Below are 22,555 nucleotides of genomic sequence, written 5' to 3'. Positions count from 1 at the left end.
GGCGTTGAGTTCGATGTCACACGGCCGAAACGCACCCTGTTCGGCCCTGTGCCGGTCCGCTGCCCGGCCCGTGGCTGCCTGCCCGGCCCCGCCCGTAAACTGGACCCTCTCTCCTTCATCCTTACTCCAGGAAGTCGCCAAAGTGTCGCTCACGATCGGAATCGTCGGTCTGCCGAATGTCGGCAAGTCGACCCTGTTCAACGCCCTGACCAAGAACGACGTGCTGGCGGCCAACTACCCGTTCGCCACGATCGAGCCGAACGTGGGCGTCGTGGGCGTCCCGGACCCGCGCCTGCACAAGCTGGCCGAGATCTTCGGCTCGCAGAAGCTGCTGCCCGCCACAGTCGACTTCGTCGACATCGCGGGCATCGTGCGCGGCGCGAGCGAGGGCGAGGGCCTGGGCAACAAGTTCCTCGCGAACATCCGCGAGTCCGACGCGATCTGCCAGGTCATCCGGGCCTTCAAGGACGAGAACGTCGTCCACGTCGACGGCAAGGTCTCGCCGAAGGACGACATCGAGACGATCAACACGGAGCTGATCCTCGCCGACCTCCAGTCCGTCGAGAAGCAGATCCCGCGCCTCCAGAAGGAGTCCCGCCTCCAGAAGGAGAAGGTCGCGGTCCTCGCCGTGGTCGAGGAGGCCCAGAAGATCATGGAGGCCGGCCAGACCCTGTTCGCCGCGGGCATCACCGCGGACACGGAGAAGGGTCGCCTCCTGCACGAGCTCCACCTGCTGACGACGAAGCCGTTCCTGTACGTCTTCAACGTCGACGAGGACGAACTGGTCGACGAGGACTTCAAGAACGAGCAGCGGGCCCTGGTCGCCCCGGCCGAGGCGATCTTCCTGAACGCCAAGATCGAGTCCGAGCTGATCGAGCTCGACGACGACGAGGCCCTGGAGCTGCTCCAGTCGATGGGCCAGGAAGAGCCCGGCCTGGCCACGCTCGGCCGTGTCGGCTTCGACATCCTGGGCCTCCAGACCTACCTCACGGCAGGTCCGAAGGAAACCCGCGCCTGGACGATCAAGAAGGGCGCGACGGCCCCCGAGGCGGCCGGTGTGATCCACACCGACTTCCAGAAGGGCTTCATCAAGGCGGAGATCATCTCCTACGAGGACCTGATCGAAACGGGCTCGGTGGCCGAGGCCCGCGCGAAGGGCAAGGCCCGCATGGAGGGCAAGGACTACGTGATGCAGGACGGCGACGTCGTGGAGTTCCGCTTCAACGTCTAATACGTTCGGCGAAAGGCCGTCTGACCTGCGGCGGAGCGGGTTGGGCGGCCTTTGCGGTCCGCTCGGAGTCCGCAGCGTGCTGGACGGGTCCGGCACGCGGGGTAGCGGTTACGCCGCCTCGTCGGCCTGTGGCTGGGCATCGGCGGGCTGGTCCGCGTACGCCTTGTCGACGGCGGCCCGGGTCCGTTCCTCGGAGTCGGGCCACAGGTGGGTGTAGATGTTCAACGTCATAGCCGCGTTGGTGTGGCCGAGACGCTCGGAGACCGTCTTCACGAACTCGCCGCGCTTGATCAGCAGGCTGGCGTAGTGATGCTGGGGTGCCATGGATATCTTTGCCTCGGGGGTACCCGGCCAGTCCGCAGTCAGTCCGCAGGACACCCGTAAACGGTCGTCGGAAGCCAACGCATGCCAACGCGAAAACCCCAGCTCAGAGCACTGAAGACGACTCCGCCGCAGGTCAGATTCAGCTCGCAGACATTCCGCTTCAACGTGTGACGCCCCATCAAAGAATGTGTCCAGCCCGCTTGTTGGTGGGCCGGACACGGGTGTTTGTCCGTGCGGAGTCCTCGTCCCGCAACGCGCTGAGGTGTTGGTGACGGGTCTGGTCGCTACGACTGCGATCGGCGTTCAGACTTTGATGACCTCTACCGTGGAGCCGCACAGGAGTGTCAGGTCCTCGGGATCGGAGGTCAGGACGGTGACCGGCTGGGGAGAGGTGCGTGCGATAACGGCGAAGGCGGCGTCGATGGCGTACTTGTGGCCGTGGATATGGTGGGTGCGCAGGAGGGCCGCGGCCTGGTCGGTGATCTCCCTGGTGACGTCGTGAACGCCGACGCGGGAGAGGACCCACCTGATGCGAGCGGGATGGATGCGCTCGTAGTCGGCCTCCAGGGTGGTCATGGCGCTTGTGGCCACGCGGACGCCCTCCTCCGATGCCGCTTGGACCAGTGCCATGACGGTGCGGTCCTTGCGGTAGAGCTTCGAAAGGCCTTCGCTGTCGAGCAGTAGGGTGCCGGGCATCAGGCGGCGGCTCCGCCGACCTGCCGGTGGTCATGGCGCAGCAGCGCGCGGGCGGCCTCGACCTCCTCGCGGGTGAGCTCGTCATTGTCGGTCTCGAAGTCGGCGACGATCTCCCGGAGCTTGTCCATGGCGACCCGCTGTTCGAGGGCTTCGGCGACGTAGGCGGAGAAGCCGCCGGGGCCGACGTGGGTGCGTACGGCCTCGGCGAGATCCTCGGGCAGGCTGATCGAGTACTTCTTACTACTGCTCATGGTGTCGATGCTACCGGCGGTCGTAAGGGTTCGGGTGTAAATGGCCGTGGCCCGCAGACCGTGCAGCTCGGCGCCCGTTCGGCACGTGGCCACCCGGGCAGCAGGACACGACGGCTGCTCAGTTCGCTGTAGCGTCGGCGGTCCGAGTTCTTCCTCGTCACGTAGCGCTCGATCACGTAGCCGTAGGCGATTTCCTCGGGGTGCTGGGACAGCATGGGTCACCTCTCCGGGTGTAGACCGGTGCGGTCGATCCAGGTGGGGGTGACGAAGATGTTGTCGCCGACCGGCGCTTCGGTGGCTTCGAAGGGGGGCAGGGAGACCTTGTTAGCCCCGCCTGCCATGGTCGGCCAGCGGAACTGGACCCCGTCGTCCTCCCAGAAGCAGACGGGGCAGATCTCGTACGAGCCGGGCATCGCGTCCAGCACGCGGTTCCCGCAGCACGGGCAGGGGTAGGAGTCGCTCTCCTGCCCGGCCAGTCCGCAGCCAGTCCGCAGGGCACCCGTAAACGGCCGTCGGGAGCCAACGCATGCCAACCGGGAAATCCCAGGTCAGAGCCCTGGACGGGGCTCCGCCGCAGGTCAGGATCGGGCCGCAGACGTTCCGCTTCAATGTGTAGTGGGTGACATGGCGCCACGTCGCTGATCTGGCAAACATGCAGGTCAGATGGGACCCGGCCTTTCGAGGTCGGGCCCGTGGTTTTTTCCCGTGCTGGGATCGTGCTGGGATGGAACGAGGACGCCCGTGCTGGGTCGCGGACCGGTGCTGGGTGAGTTGCGGGTAATGGGTCCGGCTTTGCCCGTTTTCGGAGAGAATATGTGGGTTGTGAGCCGTAGCGGGGCTCAGTACGAGCGGGGCCCGTACGGACTCCAGCCGCGGAGAAAGGGTTTCAAGGTCGGCGGCGCCGGGTTTGGGCGGCGTGGGGAGCTTTGGCGCTGAGGCGGTTTCGGCGAGGCGTTGGAGGTGCGTGGTTGCGAACGCGAGCCACTCCTCGATGACCGGAACGGGAACCTTCGGTGAAACGGGCCCAGATCCAGTCGCGCAGCGTCTCGGTGTTGAGAAGCCGTATTCCTGTCGATCGTGAAGGCGGTACCGCACGGTGCGCGATCCGGGGAGGGGCTGACCCGCTAGCGGTCGGTGTGGTGGCCGTAGACGCGGGCGATCTCCAGTACGTCACCACTCGCCCGGTACACGAGGCGGTGTTCCTCGGTGATGCGCCGCGAGCGCCAGTCCTTGAGTGCGCCTTTCAGCATCTCGGGCTTTCCGGTGCCGTTGCCGTCATCGGGGTTGCGCTGGATGTCCGCGATCAGGACGTTGATGCGCTTGAGGCCGCGCCGGTCGGTCATGGCCCACTGCGCGTACTGCTCCCATGCGCGGGTGGAGAACATGACCTTCACTCCGCCGCCTCCGGGTCGATCAGGTCGCGCACAGTGCCGCGTCCGGCGTCCAGCTCGGCAACGGACTCCATCAGCTCAGCGGCGGTGCGCGCGTTGCCGAGCAGGTACATGGTCTCCGTCCACGCTTCGTAGTCGGACTCTGCCATGAGGACGGCGTTTCCCTGTTTGGAGGCGATCCGCACCGGTGCGTGATCGTCGTTGACCTTCTTCAGCAACGGGAAGAAGTCCCTCCGTGCCTCGGTTCCGGTGATCGTCATTGCTGTTGCCTCTTTCGCTCCGGCCGCCCTCGAATGGTACTGAAAAGTGTACATTGCCAGTACGGATTTCGGTACCAGAGAGCCGGGTGGCTGCTCATCCCAGCCAAGATCACCCAATCAGGCCGCCCTGTTCGATCAGATGCCTCGTTGAGGCGGGCTGGGGGACGATGCTGGATGTCGAGGTCGACATCGTCGTGTCCCAGGGTCAACTCTGGGCGATTGTCAAGGGGGCGCGACCGGGCCCGGTACGCTTGCGTGTCCGAGATGGGCGGGGTGGATCCGGGTGGGCCACCCGTCTGCCGGCAGGCGAAGGGATCGGCGCATGGCCACCGTATTTCGGGTGGTGACCGTGGATGACGAGGACGGCCATGAGGTTCGGACGCAGTACTACGACCAGGCGGGGTGCGAGATCCCTGCCCCTCGGCTGTCTGTCGTGCGCGGGTCGGCCCGTGGCGAGGTATCCCGTGTTGCTGTACCCCCTGTTGCCGTAGCTCATGCGGCTGTTGCGTCCGCGGGGGGTCGGGAACGGGTTACGTCCCGGGCGTTCGCCGGGGAGCAGTGGTCGGTGTTGTCCGGGTGTGTGGCGGTGTTTCTGCCGGCGGATCCACCGCGCGGTGGGCGCGTGGCGTTTCATGTCGCGGGGAGCGGTCGGCTACCCGTGGGTTTGCCGGCCGAGGACGTGGAGATCGTTACCGCGCATGGGCGTGGGGCGCGTCGGCGTATGGTGTCGGCGGTGGTGCGACCCTTGGCCGAGGTGCTGCCCTGGCTCTTGTCCGTGGATGTGGAGGCGGATGCGCCGTGCGGTGAGACGGCGGCAGGCTGGCGGCACGCTGCTCTGTACGCCCTGCACCTGGCGGGGCGCGGGCTGCTGCTGCCGGGGCTCAGCGCCGGTGACCATGATGCCTGGCGGCTTGGCCCTTATGCGGAGGCGGACGCGACCTGGGTGCGAGCGCTGGCCGAGGTCATGCCGCCCGCCGCGTATGCCGTAGCGCTGGAGTCCGCGGGGGATGGGAGTGCGCGTACGCCACTGCAACTCCCCGATCCTTACACCCGGTTGAGGGAGTTCATGGACGCGGTGGCGGATCTGCTGCCGCGTACCCCTGCCGCGTCATCGGCGGCCGGGGTGCAGCCCTTCGCTGCGCGGGATGTGCAGCATCTGCCGGGGCTGCGGCCGTGGGCCGCACGGGTGGCCGACGGCCGGGATGCCGGTGTACGCGTCTCGCTGCGGCTCGAACTGCCGGGCGGCGCGATGCGCGCGCACGAGGGCGATGCGTACGACGAGGATCCGCACGACGAGGATCCGCACGACGAGGATCCGTACGACGAGGATGGATGCGACGCCGCCACGGACCCCGCCGCCGCGACGGTGCGGGCCGTCGTGCAGGTGCACTCGCTCGCCGATCCGCTGCTCCTCGCGGACGCGGCCGACGTCTTCAGTGGCGAGAGCGGCGGATTCGGTCCGCGTACCCGCGCCCAGGTGGCGGACGTCCTGCGCCGGGCCGCCGCTGCGTGGCCGCCGCTGCGCCGAATCCTCTCGCTGCCGGATCCGGATGAACTCGCCCTGGACGAAGAGGAGTTCATCGGACTTCTCGAAGGCGGGGCGGCCGCGCTTTCGGCCGCCGGGGTCGCCGTCCACCTGCCCAGGGAATTGGCGCGAGAGGTGACGGCCCGCGCGGTGATCGAGCCCGAGGGGCCGGCCGAACGCGACCAGGACGCCGAGGCCCCAGCGTTCTTCTCGCCCGAGCAACTCCTCTCCTTCCGCTGGGAGTTCGCGGTCGGCGACCGTACGCTGACGCAAGGCGATCTTGACCGGCTCGCGCAGGCCCGGCGCCCCCTGGTGCGACTGCGTGACCAGTGGGTCGTGGTGGACGCGGATCTGCTGCGCAAGGCGCGCCGCGCCCGCCGTGAACTGGGCGCCCTCGATGCGCTGAGCGCCGCGCTCACCGGCAGCGTGGAGGACCCCGACGGCGTGCTCGTTCCCGTACGGGCAGGAGGATGGCTGGCCGCCCTGCGCGACCGGCTCGCCGCTCCCGAGCAGGCCGGTGAGGCCGAGTTGGCCGCGCCCGCCGCTCTGGACGCCACTCTGCGCGGCTATCAGCTGCGCGGACTTGCCTGGCTGGACCGGGTGACCCGGCTGGGCCTCGGCGCCTGCCTCGCCGACGACATGGGCCTGGGGAAGACGATCACCACGATCGCCCTGCATCTGCGACGCCAGGAGGATCCGGCGACCGCGGGCAGGCCGGCTCTGGTGGTCTGTCCGGCATCCCTGCTCGGCAACTGGGGCCGGGAGATCGACAGGTTCGCGCCCGGCACCCCCTGGCGCCGCCACCATGGACCGGGGCGCGATCTGGGCGGCCTCGAACCGGGCGAGATCGTCCTCACCACGTACGGCACCATGCGCCGCGACGCCCAGGCGCTCGCCGCAGCCGGGCCGTGGGGGCTCCTCGTCGCGGACGAGGCGCAGCATGTGAAGAACCCGGCAGGGGCCACCGCGAAAGCGCTGCGCACCCTGCCGAGTTCGGCGCGCGTGGCCCTGTCGGGCACCCCGGTGGAGAACAACCTCAGTGAACTGTGGGCGCTCCTGGACTGGGGGACCCCCGGGCTCCTGGGCTCTCTGAAGGCTTTCCGGGACCGTTATGGGCGGGCCGCCGAGCGTGCCGCGCGCGGTGGTGCGACCGGCGAGGAGGACAGTGCGGCGGCCGAGCGGCTCGGCCGGCTCATCCGCCCCTTTGTGCTGCGCCGGCGCAAGGCCGACCCGGGCATCGCGCCCGAGCTGCCGCCGAAGACCGAGACCGATGAGCGGGTGCTGCTGAGCAGGGAGCAGACCGTGCTGTACGAGGCGCAGGTACGCGAGTCGCTTGCCGCGATCAAGGGGGCGAAGGGCATTGCCCGGCATGGTCTCGTACTCAAACTCCTCACCGCGCTCAAGCAGATCTGCAACCATCCCGCCCAGTATCTGAAGGAGCCCGACGCGACTCGGCTGACCGGCCGCAGCGGTAAACTGGAACTCCTCGACGAGCTCCTCGATGTGATCGTCGCCGAGGACGCGTCCGTGCTGCTGTTCACCCAGTACACGCAGATGGCCCGCCTCCTCGAACGCCATCTGACCGCGCGCGGCATCAACTCCCTCTATCTGCACGGCGGTACGCCGGTGAAGCGGCGCGGGGAGATGGTCGACGCCTTCCAGCGCGGCGAGGCCCCGGTCTTCCTGCTCTCCCTGAAGGCCGCGGGCACCGGCCTCAATCTCACCCGCGCCGGGCATGTCATCCACTACGACCGGTGGTGGAACCCGGCAGTGGAGGATCAGGCCACCGACCGTGCGTACCGCATCGGCCAGACCCAGCCCGTCCAGGTCCACCGTCTGATCACCGAGGGAACGGTGGAGGACCGTATCGCTCAACTCCTCAGTAGTAAGCGTGACTTGGCGGACTCCGTGCTGGGCGGGCAGGGCGAGGCCGCCCTCACCGACCTGAGCGACGATGAACTCGCCGATCTGGTCTCCCTGCACTCCGCCCACGGCGACAGGAGCCGCCGATGAGGCGCCGCACCGGTACCCTCGCCCTCCCGGCGCCGCAACTGGCGCGCGGGCAGCGGGAGATGGCGAGCAGCTGGTGGGGCGAGGAGTGGATCGACTCCCTTCAGACGCCTTCCACGTCGTTCGGGTACGGATTCTCCGCGGGCCACGACAGCCGCCTGGCCCGCGCCCGCACCTACGCCCGCAAGGGGGCGGTCGGCGAGATCACGGTGCGGCCGGGGTCGGTGGCCGCCCGCGTCAAGGGCAGCCGCCGTACCCCCTACCGCTGCGAGATCCACGTACCCGAACTGTCCGAGGCGCAGTGGGACAAGCTCTTCGAGGAGTGGACCGCCGCCGGGCGGGAGCTGCTGCTCGAACTCGCCCAGGGTCGGCTCGGCGTACACGCGGTCGATGCCGCGGTGCGGGCGGAGACGGACCTGGTCCCGCCGCCGGACGCGTTCGTCTACCACTGCTCCTGTCCCGACTGGGGCGACCCGTGCAAGCATGCCGCCGCGCTGTCGTACGCGTTCGCGCGGGCCCTGGACACCCGCGCCGAGGCGCTGCTCATACTGCGCGGACGCGACCTTGTCGAGGCAGCCACCGAGATCTCGGTACGCCATGGCGAGCGGGAGCAGTCCGCGGCCGACGAGGCGCGGGAGGAGGCCGTACGGGCGGCGCGGCCCACCGGGGTCCCGGCAGGCGAGGCGTTCACGCGGGCCCGGGCCCGCGCGGCGGAGGGTCCTGCCGTACTGCCGGTGCTGCCCGCGCCCCTCCTTGCTCCTGTCGTGGGCCAGGACAAGGCCGCGGCGATGACGCCGGTGCTGCTCGTGGGCGAGTCCGTCGCCCCGGAAGCGCTGCACCTGCTGGCTGTCGATGCCGCCCAGCGTGCTTCGGCGGTCTATGTGTGGACGGTTGACCAGCGGGATGTCACCGATACAAAGGCGGCTGCCGGGGCCGCGCAGACGCAGGCGGCCGATCTTCTGATGCTGGACGGCGACCCCTGGCACGACACCGTGCGCCGGGCTGCTGCCGCCGACGGCGACCTGCCGGTGGTCTCCCGCCTGCTGAACAGCTCGGACCGGGCCCGCACCCAGCTCGCCCGGGCGAGCGTCGCCTGGCGCTACGGCGGCCCGGCGGCGCTGAGCGCCCTGGACGGCACACTCGTACCGCCGCCCGAGACTGAGGCCGCGGCACGCGAGCGGCTGCTGCAGGTACGGATTCCAGGCCGGTCGGGACCGCCCAGGCCGCGCCGGACCCGTGGCCGCCTGCAGCTGGTCGGCGAGGACGTCGAGCTGCGCTGGGGCTCGGACGGACGCTGGTACCCGTACCGGAAGGAGCGCGGCCAGTGGTGGGCGGCGGGCCCGCCGGCCACCGACGCCGACGAGGTGCTGTACGGAGCCCTCGGCGCAGAGTGACCTCGGGGTGAATGGACGGGTGCGGCGAATGGACGGTGCGCTGTCGAGAGTGGGCGGCAGGAGGGGACGTTGGCGACGATGCTCCACTGACATCGATGTCAGTAACGTTGTCGTTAGTGCCATGCGTGGAGGGTCCCTCCATGGAGGAGATCGAGCGGGGGCGGGGCGATCTGACCTTGGCGCGGATTCGGGAGAGCTGGACCAGTTGGCGCGGCCGGGCGATCGAACCGCTCGGCCGCGAGGCTCGCCGGGATACTGCCCGACGACCGGCTGCCCGTGGCCCCCGCCGTGGGTGGCTACTGGACCCGCACTGATGACGTGGAGACCTTCGACCGGCACGACCTGGCGGCTCTCCATCGACACCGGGCCGCCCTCACCGACGAACCCGTCCCACACGCAGGCGGTGACGCGAGGGGCGTCGACGCCCTCGTCGTGGAAGGCGGGTTCGTCCAGGAGTGGGCTCCGCGAGGCGGGCACATCGTCGATGACATTGGGCCAGACCTGCTCGTCGTCCGTCGCGTACGGACTCATCTCCGACTCGTGGGCGAAGCCGCGTATGAGCACGCCGGCCGGGGTGAAGAGGACGGAGAAGTCGTCTCCCGAGCCGTTCTCCATCAGGGCCGCTTCCTCGCTGGGGCCCCAGGTGTCGTCGTAGGTGTAGCAGCAGAACCGCGGATCGTCGCTGATCGTGGCGTCCAGGGCAACCAACGCACGCAAATGGATGCGGAGTTCGGCGGGGTCGGGGAGGAGGGCAGCGGTCTCGTACGCAGTGCTCATGGCGTCATGAAAGCAGCCGTCGCTGACAGCTCGGCACGGCCGGTACGGACAGTGGCGCCGCTACCTCCAGCGGATTTCCGCTGACCGCGGGCGCTTCCGGCGCAGGATCAGGTGTCGTACACGGTGGAGCGGTGACCGATGTGTACGACCCACACCACCAGTTCGCCGTTGTCGATCGTGTAGACGACACGGTAGTCACCCACTCGTAGGCGGCGGCGTTCCGGCTGGGACACGAGGGCGGTGGTGTTGAAGCCGAGGGGGTCGCTTTCCAGCTCGGTCAGCTTGGCCAGGATCCGGAGCGCCATGTCGCGGGGGATCTTGCGGAGTTCTGCCTTGGCTTCGGGCCGGAAGACGGTGCGGTACTCACTCACTGCGCGCCAGCGTCTCCCTCATGATGTCCTCGATCGGGATGCCCGCTGCCGGATTCGCCATGCGCTCGTCGATGATCCGGTTGATCTCGCGCTCTTCCCACTCCTGGTACTTCCGAAGCACCTCGATGGACACGACGGCGGCGACTTCCTTGCCTCGGCGCGTGATCACGGTGGGTACGTCGTCCCGCTCGGCCCGCTCCACGACCTCGGCCAAGTGTGCGCGCACGTCGCGGATGGACTTTCTGGGCATGGGCTGCGTCATGCACTTAAGTGTACCGAGTGTCCCGTGTGTACACAATGTCGCGGAGTCGATTGCGCCTGGTCCTTTACCGCGCGACCTGACGTGCTGGATGCTCCCGACGGTGCTGGATTGGTGCTGGATACGATCTCCAGGATCCCTGTTTTCGCAGGTCGGAGCTCTGTGCTGCATGTTCCGCTTCAACGTGTAGCGGGTTGGTTACTGCAAGCTGGCTATTTCGTCAAGAACGCTGGTCAGAGGGGCCGGACTTGGGTAAGTCCGGCCCCTACCGCATTTCCGTACTGACGTGGTGCTGACTCAGCCGCGGCGGGGTGGAGCGAGCTTCTCCAGGTCGAGGTTGATCTCGAAGGGCACCGGACGGTTGAGCGAGCCCCTGAAGATGCCAACGGGTACATAGGTGGCGGTTGGCTCGTCAAGTTCGTAGACGTGGACGATGGGTGCTCCGTCCTCGTCCTCGATGCGCCAGTAGTGCGGGATCACGGCCTCTGCGTATTCGTGGAGCTTTACCGTGCGGTCCCGGTGTGCGGACTCGGGGGAGACCACCTCGACGGCGAGTCGTACTTCATCCGGTGCGAACCAGGTGCGGTCACCGTCGAAGTCGGCCGTCGTCACCAGCAGATCCGCCTTCTGATCACCCGACGACACACGGCAATACACCACCACCCGGCCCACCGACTCCAACGCGGGCTCCGTCACCAGCCACGTAAGGGGCGTTACCTCATCGCCAAGTCCGCACTGGCCCGCCGGGGCAAGCCAACAGTGCGAGCGCGGCTGGACGCGCTGGACCGCGACGGGCTCCTGGCGAGTAACGAAGATCCACCACCCCATCTTCTCTCATGGCAATGAGCGCAGCGGGCGGATACTTGCTCTGCACCTTCATCCGTACGCACCTCTGCACAAACGTGAGTACGCCGACACCGCGGAGCTCGTCGCCTTTCGCCTATACGGGACGCGTGCTCGCTCAGGTACGAGCCGGCACTTGTAGGCGGCCGTCGTGGACCTCGGCGACCTGGTCGACGGCGCGCAGATGGGTGCGGTCGTGGGTGACCAGGACGGTGGCGGTGGCCCTGCGGTGGGTGAGTTCGGTGATGAGGTCGATGATCGCGGCACCGCGTTCGTGGTCGAGGGCGCTGGTGGGCTCGTCGATCAGCAGGACAGTGGGGTCGTTCATCAGCGCGCGGGCGATGTTGACGCGCTGGCGCTGCCCGCCGGAGAGCTGGTTCGGGCGACGGTCGGCCTGATCCGCCAGCCCTACAGCGTCCAGGAGTTCGAGCGCCCGGGGGCGGGCTGCGCGCGGGGGGCGGCCGTCCAGGTGGGCCATCACCTGGAGCTGTTCGGCGGCGGTGAGCGAGGGCAGCAGGTTGGGTTGCTGGAAGACGATTCCGATCCGGTGGCGGCGCAGTGTGGTCAGCTCGGTGCGTTTCAGGCCGGTGGTGTCGACGCCGTCGATGACGACCTGTCCGCTGTCGGGGGTGATCAGGGTGGCGGCGACGGCGAGCAGGCTGGACTTGCCGGAGCCGGAGGGGCCTACCACGGCGGTGATGCTGCCCTTGGGCACGTCGAGGGTGACCTCGTCCAGTGCGGTCAGCCGGCTGTCGCCGTCCGGGTAGGTGAGGGTGATGTGGGCGAGGTGCAGGCTCATCGGGTGCTCCCCAGGGCGGTCAGCGGGTCGACGGAGGTGATACGGCGGATGGACAGTGCCGCACCGAGCGCGCCGAGCGCGATCATCACGGCGGCAGGGAACAGGACGGTGGGTGCGTCGAGGACGAAGGGCACGGTGGAGCCGACCGCCGCGCCGACTCCGGCCGCGATCGCGGTACCGAGGGCGGTGCCGAGCACCAGCAGGACGACAGCCTGCGCAAGGGCGTCGCGCAGCAGGTACCCGGTGGAGGCGCCGAGTGCCTTGAGGACGGCGACGTCGCCGCTGCGCTGGATCGTCCAGACGGTGAAGAAGGCGCCGATGACCAGGGCGGAGATGGCGAACAGGAAGCCGCGCATCAGCTGAAGCGAGCCGTTCTCGGAGGTGTAGGAGCCGATCGCGGACAGCGAGTCGTCCCGGGTGAGCGTCTTGGTGGCGAGCTGCTTGTCGGTGGCGGACAGGTCGGCGCCGGCGGTGGTCGTGAGAGCGATGACCGTGGCGTGTTCGCCGTTCCTGGTCGCGGGTGACACCTGCTGCCAGTCGGCCAGGCTGGTCCAGACGATCGGGGTGTGACTGAAGGATGCATCGCCGGCGACAGCGGCCACGGTCAGTGTCCGGCCCGCGAGCGTCAGGGGCGACCCGGTCCGGACGCCGAGGTCCTTGGCGGCGGTCTCGGACAGCACCGCGTGCCCCTCGGCGATCAGGGCACCTTGCGGAGCCAGGCTCGAGCCGGCCGGTACTCCGAAGGCGGACAGTGCTGCGGTGCGCCCGCCCGCTGCGGCCTTGGTGGTGGTGATGCCCAGCGGCTGGGCGCCGGTGACACCGGGGGCTTTGGCCCAGCCGTTCCACTGGCCGGGGGTGACCTGGGAGTCGGCAAAGGAGAGCTTCTGCCCGTCGGCGGGAGCCGAGAGGACCAGGTGGTCGGCGGGCAGTCCGGTGATCGCTGAGACGTTCTGCTTGCCGAGTCCGGCAGTAAGGCCGGACAACAGGCCCACCAGCACGGTAATCAGGACGATGACGGTTCCCATCAGGGCGAACCGCCCCTTGGCGAATCCTAGGTCTCTCCAGGCGACGAACACGGTGTCGGCGCTCCTCCCGTAGTAGTGGCACAACGCTCACCACTTTCGCCGCACCGCCTGCCTTCCGGCATCGCGCAGGGGATTGTTTCCTTGGCATCGAAGGACACACTTGCCGTTCAACCTTTCGATTGATGCCCGGGTGGTGTTGGGTGCCTATCCTGGGTTGATGGCGACCAATCGTTCACTTCCCCCCGTCGCCCGAACGCTGCAGGTCTGCCTGCATCTGCTTGTTGTCGCCCTGCTCGCGCTCGCGGCGGCGCGCGCCGTGGCCGGTGACACTCCCCGTCCGGCCGCGGTCACCGCTGCCGCGGTGGTGATGGCCGCCGTCTACGCGGCCGGGCCGCTACTTGGCCCGGTCCACCGCTCGCGCAGCGGGGCCGTGGTCTGGCTCGCGGTGCTCGGCGCGGCCTGGGTGGTGCTGCTGGTCCTGACCCGGGACGGCGTGTGGCTGGCCTTCCCGCTCTACTTCATGGAACTGCACCTGCTCGGGCGGCGTGCCGGGCTGGTCGCCATGACGTTGACCGCCGTCGCAGCCATCACCGCCTTCACCTGGCACCAGCACGCCTTCAACTCTGCGGCGGTGATAGGCCCGGCACTGGGTGCGGCCGTGGCGACCGCAACCGTGCTGGGCTACCAGGCGCTGTACCGCGAAAGCGAGGAGCGCAGGCGGCTGATCGACGAGCTGACGGCCACCCGCGCCGATCTGTCCGCCGCCCATCACACCGCCGGCGTACTTGCCGAGCGCGAGCGACTGGCCCGGGAGATCCACGACACCCTCGCCCAGAGCCTTTCCAGCATCCAACTCCTGCTGCGCGCCGCCCAGCGGGCACTTCCCGACCGGACGGAGGCGGCTGGCGAGTACGTTGAGCAGGCCCGCCAGGCCGCTCAGGAGAATCTGACCGAGGCCCGCCGGTTCGTCCGCGCGCTCACGCCGCCGGGCCTTGAGGACTCCTCCCTGTCGGCCGCACTCGAACGCCTGTGCGCAACCACCACGGCGCACAGCGGCATGCCCGTCCGATTCCACGTCTCGGGCGACCCGACCACCCTGCAGGTTCCGTACGAGGTCGCCCTGCTGCGGATCGCCCAGTCCGCACTGGCCAACACCGTCCGGCACGCGGATGCCTCACACGCGGAAGTGACCCTGAGCTACATGGACACCGAGGTCGCGCTGGACGTCGTCGACGACGGCACCGGCTTCGATCCGACCGCCGTCCCCGCCCCCGGGATGGCCGAAGACGGATTCGGGCTGGCCGCGATGCGTTCGAGGGCCCGCGCGCTGGGCGGCACGCTCTCGATCGAATCCGCCCGCGGCGAGGGCACCGCCGTCGCCGTGCTGCTGCCCGGTGCCCAGCGGCCAAGCACCCAGCCGCCGAATACACCCCCGCCGGACGCCCCACCGAAGGACAGCCCGTGACCGACCCCATCCGCCTCCTGCTCGCCGACGACCACCCCGTGGTCCGGGCCGGGCTGCGCGCGGTCCTGGAGACCGAGCGCGACTTCACCGTCGTCGCCGAGGCGGGCACCGCCGAACAGGCGGTGGCGCTCGCCGCCGCGATCGAGGTCGACGTGGTACTCATGGACCTTCAGTTCGGACGCGGAATGAACGGCGCCCAGGCCACCGCCGCGATCACCGCCCGCCCGGGAGCACCGCGTGTGCTGATCGTCACCACGTACGACACCGATGCTGACACCGTGCCCGCCCTGGAAGCCGGCGCCACCGGGTACCTGCTCAAGGACGCTCCGCCCGAGGAACTCGCCCAGGCCGTTCGGGCTGCCGCAGCAGGCCGCTCCGCGCTCGCCCCGGCTGTCGCCGACCGGCTGCTGGAGCGACTGCGCTCGCCGGCCGCGTCGCTCAGCGCCCGCGAGATCGAGGTACTCGGCCTGGTCGCCGACGGGCTGACGAACCAACAGATCAGCCAACAACTCCACCTCAGCCAGGCCACCGTCAAATCACACCTGGTGCACATCTACACCAAGCTCGGCGTCGACTCACGCACCGCCGCCGTCCGCGCCGCCACCACCCGGGGCCTCATCCGCTCGGACACCCGCTGAGGCCTCGACGGCACCCGCTGCCCCGTGGGGTCGACCCCTTCGCCATCGCCGTACCGGTGGCGGATGTCGTGGATGGTGAACCGCGTCACCGCGGGTCGGAGCCTGTGCGGCCCGTTCCGCTCGGGAGCCCGGAGGCCGGCTGATCCGGGCCGGCAGGACGAGGTGCGGTCGCCACCGAGGTGACGGCCGCACCCTTCCCACGCCGAGGGCCCCCGTGGAAGCCGTCGACGACCCGGCCGATGAGACCGCGGCTCGGGAGCTACGCCGCCCGGCGGGCGAACGCCCGGGACCTGCTGCGGCGGTCCGGGTCGAAGGCGTCGACGGTGCCGGCGCCCTCGTTGCCCGGGCCCGCGTGCCACCCGCGGATCGTGCGGGCCACGCCCTTCACCTTCGGGTGGCCGGGCCCGTACGCGAGCTCGAAGTGGGACTCCTTCGGAACGGCGAGGTCGCCGCCCCACCTCACCACGCCGTCCAGCTCCGCGAGGATGTCGCGCACGACGACGAGTTCGTGCGGGTACAGGCCTCCCTTGACCCCGACCGGGTACGCCAGCGGGCGGATGGCCAGGGCCGTACCCGAGAGGTAGTTGGACTCGTAGTCCTGGACGCCCTCGTGCGTCGTGGAATGGCCGGTGACGTCGCCGTCGCGCAGCTGGTCGATCTCGTAGTGGAAGCGGCGGGCCACGTGCAGCAGGATCACCGCCGCGTCACCACCGGCGAGGCGTACGGAGCGGCCCGACCCCTCGATCCGGAAGAGTTCCGCCTCCTCCAGTACGGGCCAGCCGTTCGCAGACTTCCCGCCCGGCCGGCGCCGGCCCTCGGGCGGAGCGGCGTACGCGGTGCCGGGAAGGGTGGTCAGGGCCGTGGCGGCCCCGAGTGCGGCGCCCGCCAGGAGGACACCGCGTCGGTCAATCGTGTTTCTCACTCTGCTTCCTTCCGATGACCGCCGCCGCGACGGCACCCGCGGCACAGCCGACGAGCAACACCGCGAGGGCGACGAGAGAGGGGTTGACCCAGGCGGGGACCAGGTCGTAATCCGCGTTGCACTTGTTGTGCAGCGGGAACCACTGCGAGGGCTCCCGCCATTGCTCGGTCCGGTAGGCGTCGTCGAACGGGACACCGCGAGCGGCGCAGGCCTCCCGGACGTCGAGACCGCCGGAGAAGGCCCCGACGAACCAGACGCCGCAGCCGATGCCGAGCAGAACGACTGGCGGGTACGCCCACCACCCGGGCTGCCGCCAGCGGCGCGTAGCCAGTCCGCGTGCGGTTTTCCAGGCGCTCAGCACGAACACGGCCAGGACGAGCGGGGGAAGTGCGATGGCGGCCAGTGCCGAGACGGCGTTCACTTACGGGGTGGTCCCTTCGTTCACTTGCGGGCCGCGCGGGTCCTGGCGGCCTTCATGTATTTCTCGTGGTTCGCTTCGTAGGTGGCGCGCAGGCGCTGTTCGGTTCCCGTACGGGCCAGCAGTACGTCGACGAAGCCCTGCTCGAAGGGCTCCAGTTCGTCGTATCCGAGCATGGCCGGGAGCGTCTTGATCCCGCCTCGGACGGTCACCAGGCCGACTTGGGCCAGCAGGACCTCCTTGTCGTCGGCCGCGGTGAGAATATTGTGTGCCAGGAACTTGGCGTCCGTGGCACTGCCGCTGAAGCGCCCGTCCCAGTAGCGGCTGAAACGCGTCAGGCCACCGCCCCCGTTGTAGAGGTCGCGGACGGCCTGGACGATCGTCCTGCCTTCGCGGACCGCCTTGGCCAGGAGCCAGGCGTCGGCGTCCTCGATCAGGTCGTTGTAGCCGAAGCTGGAGGCGACTCCGACTTTGGCCATCTTCAGCTGTACGAAGTTGCGGCCGTCGGGGTACTGGTCGCTCGCGCGGCGCCAGTCGACGTACAGCGTGAGCAGGTCCCCGCCCCAGCCCGCGACATCGCCCTCGTTCACCGAACGCGGGTTGGACGGCATCCAGGCGACGTGGTGCCCGTTGGCGGACGCCATGAGGTGCTCGGCGTTCAGTTCGTACGCGGTGTACGGGTCGGTGAAGTCGGTCATGACCGACATGCCTTGCCTGTTGGCGTAGTCGACGAACGCCGAGTCGTACGAGCCGATCAGGAGGTCCCAGTCGCCGCCGCCGTACGCCTTGTGCCGGATGTACTCCATCACCAGCTGGTTCGGGTCGCGGTCCCCGGTGTAGGCGACCGCGTGGTCGTACAGGCGCTGGACGTAGTCGATGAAGGCGTCCGCCGGACCGGACGGCTTCAGCACGCTGCTCTGGCCGAGGTCGATGCCGGAGATCACGTCACGGTCGAGGTCGAAGGTGTCCGACCCGTTGGTGACCTTGAACTCCTTGATCTGGTTGAAGGACCAGTTGGCCGGAATCGGGAAGCCGAGGTTGCCGGAGAAGCCCCAGGACATGCCCGAGACGAACGAGTAGCGGGCCCCGGTCTGCCGGCTGACCACGGTGCACACGTTCCGCGAGCCGTACACACCGTGCACATAGCGCTTGCCGTTGTAGGAGAGCCCTGCGGCCACCCCGTGGAAGTACGGCACGATCGCCGCGTCGATCTCCTCACGGGTGGCGTCGTAGTCCACCGCGAAGTAGATGACGGTGCCGCGGTTGAACCCGTAGTCCGAAGCCAGCTTGTGGGCGTTCAGCGCGTGCTGATAGCCCTGGCTGTAGGTGAAGTCGGCGAGTTCGCGGGCGTTGTCCTGGTAGATCGGGAAGACCCTCAGCCCGTTGCTGAAGATCGTTTGCAGCTCGCCCGGCTTGATCTCCTTGTCCAGGGTGGAGCCCGGGGGGTCGTAGATGTAGCGGCCCACGACCTCGTACCGGTTGTTGCGCAGCCACTGGGCCCGCGACGCGGTGATCTCGAAGCGGGTGTCGGAGCCCGTGGCCGGCCGGTCGGGGTCGCCCATCGAGACCAGGAGCTGCGCCCAGGTCCGGTAGTCGGAGCGGCCGGTGACCTCCAGCCTGCAGAAGCTCTGGAAGATCTCGACCCACTCGCGCAGCTTGCTGTCGTAACTGCTGCGCCAGGTGGTGGGGGTGCCGGCGTCGCTGGTGCCCGTCGGCACAGGCGAGTTGAACACGCAAGCCGCGGAGAACAGTTCGACCCAGAGGCCCGAGCTGCCCTCGCCGAAGTTCTTGGTCTGCAGTCCGGCCTGGGTGGAAGGGCCGAAGTTGCCGTTGGGTGAGGCGATGCCGAGTTCGTACTGGATGGCGATCATCATGGACTTCTGCACGTCACGGGAGTAGATCCCGTCGCAGGGGCCGATGGTGTACGCGTCCCTGGTCCAGTAGCGGCCGTTGAGCCAGCGCTGGATCGTACGGATCTCGTCGGTGCCGCCGCTGACCCTGGTGTAGGCGTCCATGTTCAGGATGCACTTGAAGATCTTCGGCGTGGTCACGCCGCCCGCGGTGCCGATGCCGCCGTCGGGCAGGCCCATGTCGAGGAGGAGGCTCTTGACCGCCTCGGTGGTCACGGCGCCGTATCCGCCGTAGTCGTTGGCTCCCCAGTAACCCTTGCAGAACAGGCCGTGCTGGATGATGCGGACGATGTTCGCGTTCTTGTTCCATCCGAAGCCGATGTCACCGAGCGCCTGGAGCTTGGACATCGTGGTCGGGCCGAAGCTGGCGACCACCGGGCTGATGCCCAGTTCGTGCTGGAGGCCCATGACGAGGGCGTTCATGGTGGACCAGCCGGTGCGGCCGTCCTCGGGGCATCGTGCGTATCCGGAGACGCTGCCGTAGGTGGAGTTGACCCACTTCTGGGCGTCGAGGACCTTCTCGTCCAACGTCGAGCCTTTCTCGGCGGGGAGTGGCACCGGATCTCGGGCGCTCCTACTCGGGACGGTAGTTACCGGAACTCTTCGCTCGGTCTTTCCGTGCCGTCGGACAGGATGGGACGACGAGGGCCGGGGCCGCCGGACCTTCCCTGATAGCTTCGACATCACTGTAGAGATCACGGCGGCTCCGGGCCGCTCCCGGCAGTCCGGACCGCCCCTGACGCGTACGGAGTTCGCATGGCACTGTGGGACCGCCTCAAGGAATCCGCATCGACGATGCAGACCCAGCTCAACTCCAAGAAGAACGATCTGAAGAGCGGGGCCTTCCGCGACGCGAGCATGGCGATGTGCGCGCTCGTCGCGGCTGCCGACGGCACCGTCGATCCGGCCGAGCGGGCCCGGGTCGCCCAGCTCATCGCCACCAACGAGGTGCTGCAGAACTTCTCGGCCGACGACCTGCGGCGTCGCTTCGACGAGAACCTGACCAAGCTCACCACCGACTTCGCGTTCGGCAAGGTCAGCGTGCTCCAGGAGATCGCCAAGGCGAAGAAGAAGCCCGCCGAGGCGCGTGCCGTCATCCAGATCGGCATCGTCATCGGGGGCGCGGACGGCGACTTCGACAAGACCGAACAGGCCGTCGTCCGCGAAGCCTGCTTCACGCTCGACCTGCCGCCCCACGAGTTCGACCTTTAGAGCCCCACGGCCCACCGGGACTTCACAGCGGCGTCGCGGCTCTCAGCACGAGGAACAGTGTGACCGCCGTGTTCGCCGACGACAGCGCCGACACCGTCGCGCCGACCGCGGCGGCCCAGACCGCCATACCCGCGGCGGTGAAGGCCGGCGGCCAGGTCCGGGCGGCCGGGGCCGGTGCGAGCAGGGCCGCGACCCGGCGCGGTACCGGTCCCGGTGCGGCCAGGCCGGCGAACGTCGCCGCGGGCGCGCCGCGGGAGACCAGCGCCGCCTTGCCGATCGCGCGCGCCACCACCCGTCGGCTGCCCACCGCCCCTGCGGCGTCCTCGTCCGCCCACCGTTCCGCGGTGTAGGCGACGGCGGTCCGCAGCGGCCGGAGGAACGGGTTGGCCCGTGCCGCCAGCCGTACCGTCAGCAGGAACCGGTGGTGCAGGCCGTCCAGATGGGCGCGCTCGTGCGCGAACAGCGCCCGGCGTTCCTCCGCGTCCAGGCACGCCAGCAGGGCCGTGGACACCACGACGCGCCCCCTGGGGCGACCGGGCAGCGCGTAGGCGTACGGCGCGTCGTCGGGGAGCACCGCCACCTGAGTGGCGGGCAGCCCCGCCAGGGCGCGTTCGACGCCGCGCCGTACGCGGTGATGACGCCATGCGGCCCTCGCGCACGCGACGAGCACGGCGACCAGGGCGGGTATGGCCACCTTGCCCGCCACCTCGTCGTACGGCACCACGGCACGCACTTCCGGGTCCGACCAGCCGTCGGGCAGCGGGTTGCCCGGCAGCTGGGCGGTACCGACGACGACCAGGAGGGCCAGGCACAGGGTGCTGCACACCGCCAGCACCGCCGCGACGGCCGACAGCAGCCGGGTCGCGGTACGCGGGTGCAGATGATGGGCGGCCAGGCGCGCCACGGGCCAGGCGGTCAGGGGCAGTACCAGAGGCAGGAAGACGAAGACACCCATGCCGTCTACGCCTCCGGCTCGTCGGCCGCCTGTGTCAGCAGCTCGCGCAGCAGTTGCTCGTCGCCGGGAGTCAGGGCCGTCAGGAAGCTGGTCAGCACGGCCTCCCGGTCCGCCTCCCCGTCCAGGACCTTGCGCATGCGCAGCGCGGCGAGGCCGGCCTCGTCCGCGGTCGGAGTCCACTGGAAGGAACGGCCTTCGCGGCGCCGCTCGACCGCACCCTTGGCCCGCAGACGGGTCAGGATGGTCATCACCGTCGTGTACGCGAGGTGGCCGCCGAGCCGCTCCTGCACCCAGGCCGCCGTCACGGGCCCCGGCGCCCGGCACAGCGTGGACAGCACCTGTGCCTCCAGCTCGCCCTGGCCGCGGCGGCGGGGCTGCTCGTCCGTGCCGTCCTTGTTCCGGTCTGTCACGTCCGGCTCCTGCCCGCCGTGGTGCCCGCACGACGTCGGGGGTGGTCATCCTACGTATCCCGTGGATTTTGCGTATCCCGTAGGGCTCCTGGTACGGCAGTGGCGGTACGGCAGACTCGGGGCGGACACGGCCGGCGAGTGCAGCGGCGTCCTCCACCCCGTACTGCGCGCGGCCCGGTCGGGGGCGAGCAGTGCGGCGGCCGGCTCGCGACGCTCGCGGTGTGCCTCCCTGCCGAAGAGCTGACGCCGCCTCATTCCGCGGCCATCCGTGCCAGGAACGCTCCGCGCTCCGGGCCCGAGCCGACCACCGAGAGGCAGACCAGGTCGCCGGGTGTCAGGGCGCCGGCCCGCAGGTCGGCGTGCAGGAGCGCGATGGTGGAAGGGGCGGCGATGTTGCCGATCGTCCGGGCGTTGCCCGGGGCCTTCTCCGCGGGGATGTCCGTCTCGGCCAGGAACGCGTCGACGAGGAAGGGGTGCGCCTGATGCGTGTACAGACGGCTGATCTCCTTGAGGTAGCCGGGGCGGGCGGCCTGTAGAACCTGGTGGTTGAGCTTCATACCGGTGCTGTAGTAGCGGCGGATCTCGGGTGAGTTCATGCCGTACGCGGAGAGCTCGTCCGCTCCCGGAGTGCCGGCCGGGTGGCTGCTGCCGCTGCCCAGGAAGTGGATCAGCGGGTCGGTGACGGCGGGGCCGCCGTCGAAGGACCGGCTGTCGCGGGAGTAGAGCAGGACACCGTCGGCCTCCGCGTCACGGAGCAGGACCAGGGCCGCGGCTCCGTCGGAGAAGAGCGCGGGGGAGGCCCACAGGTTCCTGCCGTACGGGTGGGCGGAGTTCTCGGCGTACTGGGGGAGCAGCGAGCCGTCGGAGCCGGTGCTGACGCGGCTCGTGATGTTGTACGCGACGACGAGGGCGCGCTCGGCGCGCATCGCCGAGACGACCGCCGCCGCGCGCGCCAGACCCCCGCAGCCCGCGCCGAGTTGCACGGGCGGGACGCGGTCGGCGATCCCCAGCCGCCGCATGAGCGCGAAGGCGTCCTGGTCGAGCATCACCTGGTAGGGCGTGCACGTCACGAGGACGACCGCGGTGACGTCGGAGGGGTCGAGCCCGCCCTGGTCCAGAGCCTGCCGGGCGACCGCGACGACCGCGTCGAGGCTCGCGAAGTGCGCCGGGTCCCAGCTCTTGCCCCGTACGCCGAGCAGCTTCGTGAGCGTCGCGCCGCTCAGGTGGCCACCAGGCCGGTGGCGGTCGGGGACGCGGGCCCGACCGGCCCAGTCGTCCATGCCGACGATGGTTCCCAGGTCCGCGTGGGCGCCGCTGATCTCGTACGGGAACGGCTCGGCTCCCGCCGGAGGGACGAGAGGATCGGTGCCGGCGGCGGAGGTGGAGAAATCCATGTGAGAGGCATCCCGTGGTTCGTTGGCCGACAGTGTCGACAGGCTTGGGGGTTGGTTGATTTTCGGCCTCCGGGG

The 22,555-nt window shown here is 69.5% G+C and carries 22 protein-coding genes and 2 pseudogenes; 7 read left to right on the top strand and 17 right to left on the bottom strand.

The features are described from left to right. The first annotated feature begins 142 nt into the window (after positions 1-142). Positions 143-1,231, top strand: a complete 1,089-nt coding sequence (ychF, locus tag F0344_RS11730) for a redox-regulated ATPase YchF (protein ID WP_185298722.1) — start codon at positions 143-145, stop codon at positions 1,229-1,231. A gap of 108 nt (positions 1,232-1,339) precedes the next feature. Here ychF and F0344_RS11725 read toward each other — a convergent pair whose 3' ends face one another. The 6 genes from F0344_RS11725 to F0344_RS11700 form a co-directional block, all read right to left on the bottom strand. Then, entirely contained in the window at positions 1,340-1,555 is a 216-nt protein-coding gene (locus F0344_RS11725; protein ID WP_258049868.1) for a hypothetical protein, read from the bottom strand. A gap of 303 nt (positions 1,556-1,858) precedes the next feature. Beyond that, a complete protein-coding gene (locus F0344_RS11720; RefSeq protein WP_185298721.1) occupies positions 1,859-2,251 on the bottom strand; it encodes a DNA-binding protein in 393 nt (130 codons plus the stop codon). Continuing rightward, positions 2,251-2,502 (bottom strand): hypothetical protein, encoded by a 252-nt coding sequence (locus tag F0344_RS11715; RefSeq protein ID WP_185298720.1) that lies wholly within the window; start codon positions 2,500-2,502, stop codon positions 2,251-2,253. Before F0344_RS11715 ends, F0344_RS11720 begins: the two co-directional genes overlap by 1 nt. A 218-nt stretch (positions 2,503-2,720) precedes the next feature. Next, a complete protein-coding gene (locus F0344_RS36790) occupies positions 2,721-3,035 on the bottom strand; it encodes a CPCC family cysteine-rich protein (RefSeq protein WP_374940084.1) in 315 nt (104 codons plus the stop codon). Positions 3,036-3,626: 591 nt separating this feature from the next. Further along, positions 3,627-3,887: a Txe/YoeB family addiction module toxin gene (locus F0344_RS11705; RefSeq protein ID WP_308460959.1), complete on the bottom strand. Its 261-nt coding sequence runs from the start codon at positions 3,885-3,887 to the stop codon at positions 3,627-3,629. Positions 3,888-3,892: 5 nt separating this feature from the next. Then, positions 3,893-4,153 carry a type II toxin-antitoxin system Phd/YefM family antitoxin gene (locus F0344_RS11700; protein WP_138358631.1) on the bottom strand — a complete coding sequence of 87 codons (261 nt, stop codon included), beginning with the start codon at positions 4,151-4,153 and terminating at the stop codon, positions 3,893-3,895. Positions 4,154-4,886: 733 nt separating this feature from the next. Between F0344_RS11700 and F0344_RS11695 the strand changes: the two genes are divergently transcribed. The 3 genes and pseudogenes from F0344_RS11695 to F0344_RS35670 form a co-directional block, all read left to right on the top strand. Beyond that, complete coding sequence (locus F0344_RS11695; RefSeq protein ID WP_374940083.1) at positions 4,887-7,691, top strand: DEAD/DEAH box helicase; 2,805 nt, start codon at positions 4,887-4,889, stop codon at positions 7,689-7,691. Then, positions 7,688-9,082 (top strand): SWIM zinc finger family protein, encoded by a 1,395-nt coding sequence (locus F0344_RS11690; protein ID WP_185298717.1) that lies wholly within the window; start codon positions 7,688-7,690, stop codon positions 9,080-9,082. The genes F0344_RS11695 and F0344_RS11690 overlap by 4 nt, the downstream gene beginning before the upstream one ends. Before the next feature lie 131 nt (positions 9,083-9,213). Continuing rightward, positions 9,214-9,541 (top strand): annotated as a pseudogene (locus F0344_RS35670) (ATP-binding protein); the annotation flags it as partial. Between the two features lie 425 nt (positions 9,542-9,966). Here F0344_RS35670 and F0344_RS11680 read toward each other — a convergent pair. The 5 genes and pseudogenes from F0344_RS11680 to F0344_RS11660 form a co-directional block, all read right to left on the bottom strand. Further along, positions 9,967-10,230 carry a type II toxin-antitoxin system RelE family toxin gene (locus F0344_RS11680; protein ID WP_185298715.1) on the bottom strand — a complete coding sequence of 88 codons (264 nt, stop codon included), beginning with the start codon at positions 10,228-10,230 and terminating at the stop codon, positions 9,967-9,969. Further along, the gene (locus F0344_RS11675; protein WP_185298714.1) at positions 10,223-10,492 is read right to left on the bottom strand and encodes a type II toxin-antitoxin system Phd/YefM family antitoxin; all 270 of its coding nucleotides are present in this window, start codon (positions 10,490-10,492) and stop codon (positions 10,223-10,225) included. The genes F0344_RS11680 and F0344_RS11675 overlap by 8 nt, the downstream gene beginning before the upstream one ends. Before the next feature lie 294 nt (positions 10,493-10,786). Next, positions 10,787-11,215, bottom strand: a pseudogene (locus tag F0344_RS11670) (Uma2 family endonuclease); the annotation flags it as partial. Between the two features lie 235 nt (positions 11,216-11,450). Then, a complete protein-coding gene (locus F0344_RS11665) occupies positions 11,451-12,131 on the bottom strand; it encodes an ABC transporter ATP-binding protein (RefSeq protein ID WP_185298712.1) in 681 nt (226 codons plus the stop codon). Beyond that, on the bottom strand, positions 12,128-13,207 hold the full coding sequence (locus tag F0344_RS11660) for an ABC transporter permease (RefSeq protein WP_185298711.1): 1,080 nt from the start codon (positions 13,205-13,207) through the stop codon (positions 12,128-12,130). Before F0344_RS11660 ends, F0344_RS11665 begins: the two co-directional genes overlap by 4 nt. 166 nt (positions 13,208-13,373) lie before the next feature. Here F0344_RS11660 and F0344_RS11655 point away from each other — a divergent pair, with 166 nt between their 5' ends. Both F0344_RS11655 and F0344_RS11650 read left to right on the top strand, forming a co-directional pair. Next, the gene (locus F0344_RS11655; RefSeq protein ID WP_185298710.1) at positions 13,374-14,621 is read left to right on the top strand and encodes a sensor histidine kinase; all 1,248 of its coding nucleotides are present in this window, start codon (positions 13,374-13,376) and stop codon (positions 14,619-14,621) included. Then, positions 14,618-15,259: a response regulator gene (locus F0344_RS11650; protein ID WP_185298709.1), complete on the top strand. Its 642-nt coding sequence runs from the start codon at positions 14,618-14,620 to the stop codon at positions 15,257-15,259. Before F0344_RS11655 ends, F0344_RS11650 begins: the two co-directional genes overlap by 4 nt. Positions 15,260-15,518: 259 nt before the next feature. Here the strand turns inward: F0344_RS11650 and F0344_RS11645 are convergent, their stop codons facing one another. The 3 genes from F0344_RS11645 to F0344_RS11635 are packed head-to-tail and all read right to left on the bottom strand — an operon-like array spanning position 15,519 to position 19,037. Then, positions 15,519-16,181, bottom strand: coding sequence for a hypothetical protein (locus F0344_RS11645; protein ID WP_258049864.1), 663 nt, complete (start codon positions 16,179-16,181; stop codon positions 15,519-15,521). Beyond that, entirely contained in the window at positions 16,165-16,602 is a 438-nt protein-coding gene (locus F0344_RS11640) for a hypothetical protein (RefSeq protein ID WP_185298708.1), read from the bottom strand. Before F0344_RS11640 ends, F0344_RS11645 begins: the two co-directional genes overlap by 17 nt. A gap of 20 nt (positions 16,603-16,622) precedes the next feature. Then, a complete protein-coding gene (locus tag F0344_RS11635; protein ID WP_185298707.1) occupies positions 16,623-19,037 on the bottom strand; it encodes a glycoside hydrolase domain-containing protein in 2,415 nt (804 codons plus the stop codon). Positions 19,038-19,265: 228 nt separating this feature from the next. Here F0344_RS11635 and F0344_RS11630 point away from each other — a divergent pair, with 228 nt between their 5' ends. After that, positions 19,266-19,721, top strand: coding sequence for a tellurite resistance TerB family protein (locus F0344_RS11630; RefSeq protein ID WP_185298706.1), 456 nt, complete (start codon positions 19,266-19,268; stop codon positions 19,719-19,721). 22 nt (positions 19,722-19,743) lie between these two features. Here the strand turns inward: F0344_RS11630 and F0344_RS11625 are convergent, their stop codons facing one another. The 3 genes from F0344_RS11625 to F0344_RS11615 form a co-directional block, all read right to left on the bottom strand. Next, positions 19,744-20,676 (bottom strand): M56 family metallopeptidase, encoded by a 933-nt coding sequence (locus F0344_RS11625; protein ID WP_185298705.1) that lies wholly within the window; start codon positions 20,674-20,676, stop codon positions 19,744-19,746. A gap of 5 nt (positions 20,677-20,681) precedes the next feature. Next, complete coding sequence (locus F0344_RS11620) at positions 20,682-21,086, bottom strand: BlaI/MecI/CopY family transcriptional regulator (RefSeq protein ID WP_185298704.1); 405 nt, start codon at positions 21,084-21,086, stop codon at positions 20,682-20,684. A gap of 251 nt (positions 21,087-21,337) precedes the next feature. After that, positions 21,338-22,480, bottom strand: a complete 1,143-nt coding sequence (locus F0344_RS11615; protein WP_185298703.1) for a 3-oxoacyl-[acyl-carrier-protein] synthase III C-terminal domain-containing protein — start codon at positions 22,478-22,480, stop codon at positions 21,338-21,340. Between the last annotated feature and the right edge of the window lie 75 nt (positions 22,481-22,555).

The organism is Streptomyces finlayi (genome assembly GCF_014216315.1).
GTDB lineage: Bacteria > Actinomycetota > Actinomycetes > Streptomycetales > Streptomycetaceae > Streptomyces > Streptomyces finlayi_A.
The sequence above is the reverse complement of the archived record's forward strand: the minus strand, read 5'-3'. Positions and strand labels throughout refer to the sequence as shown.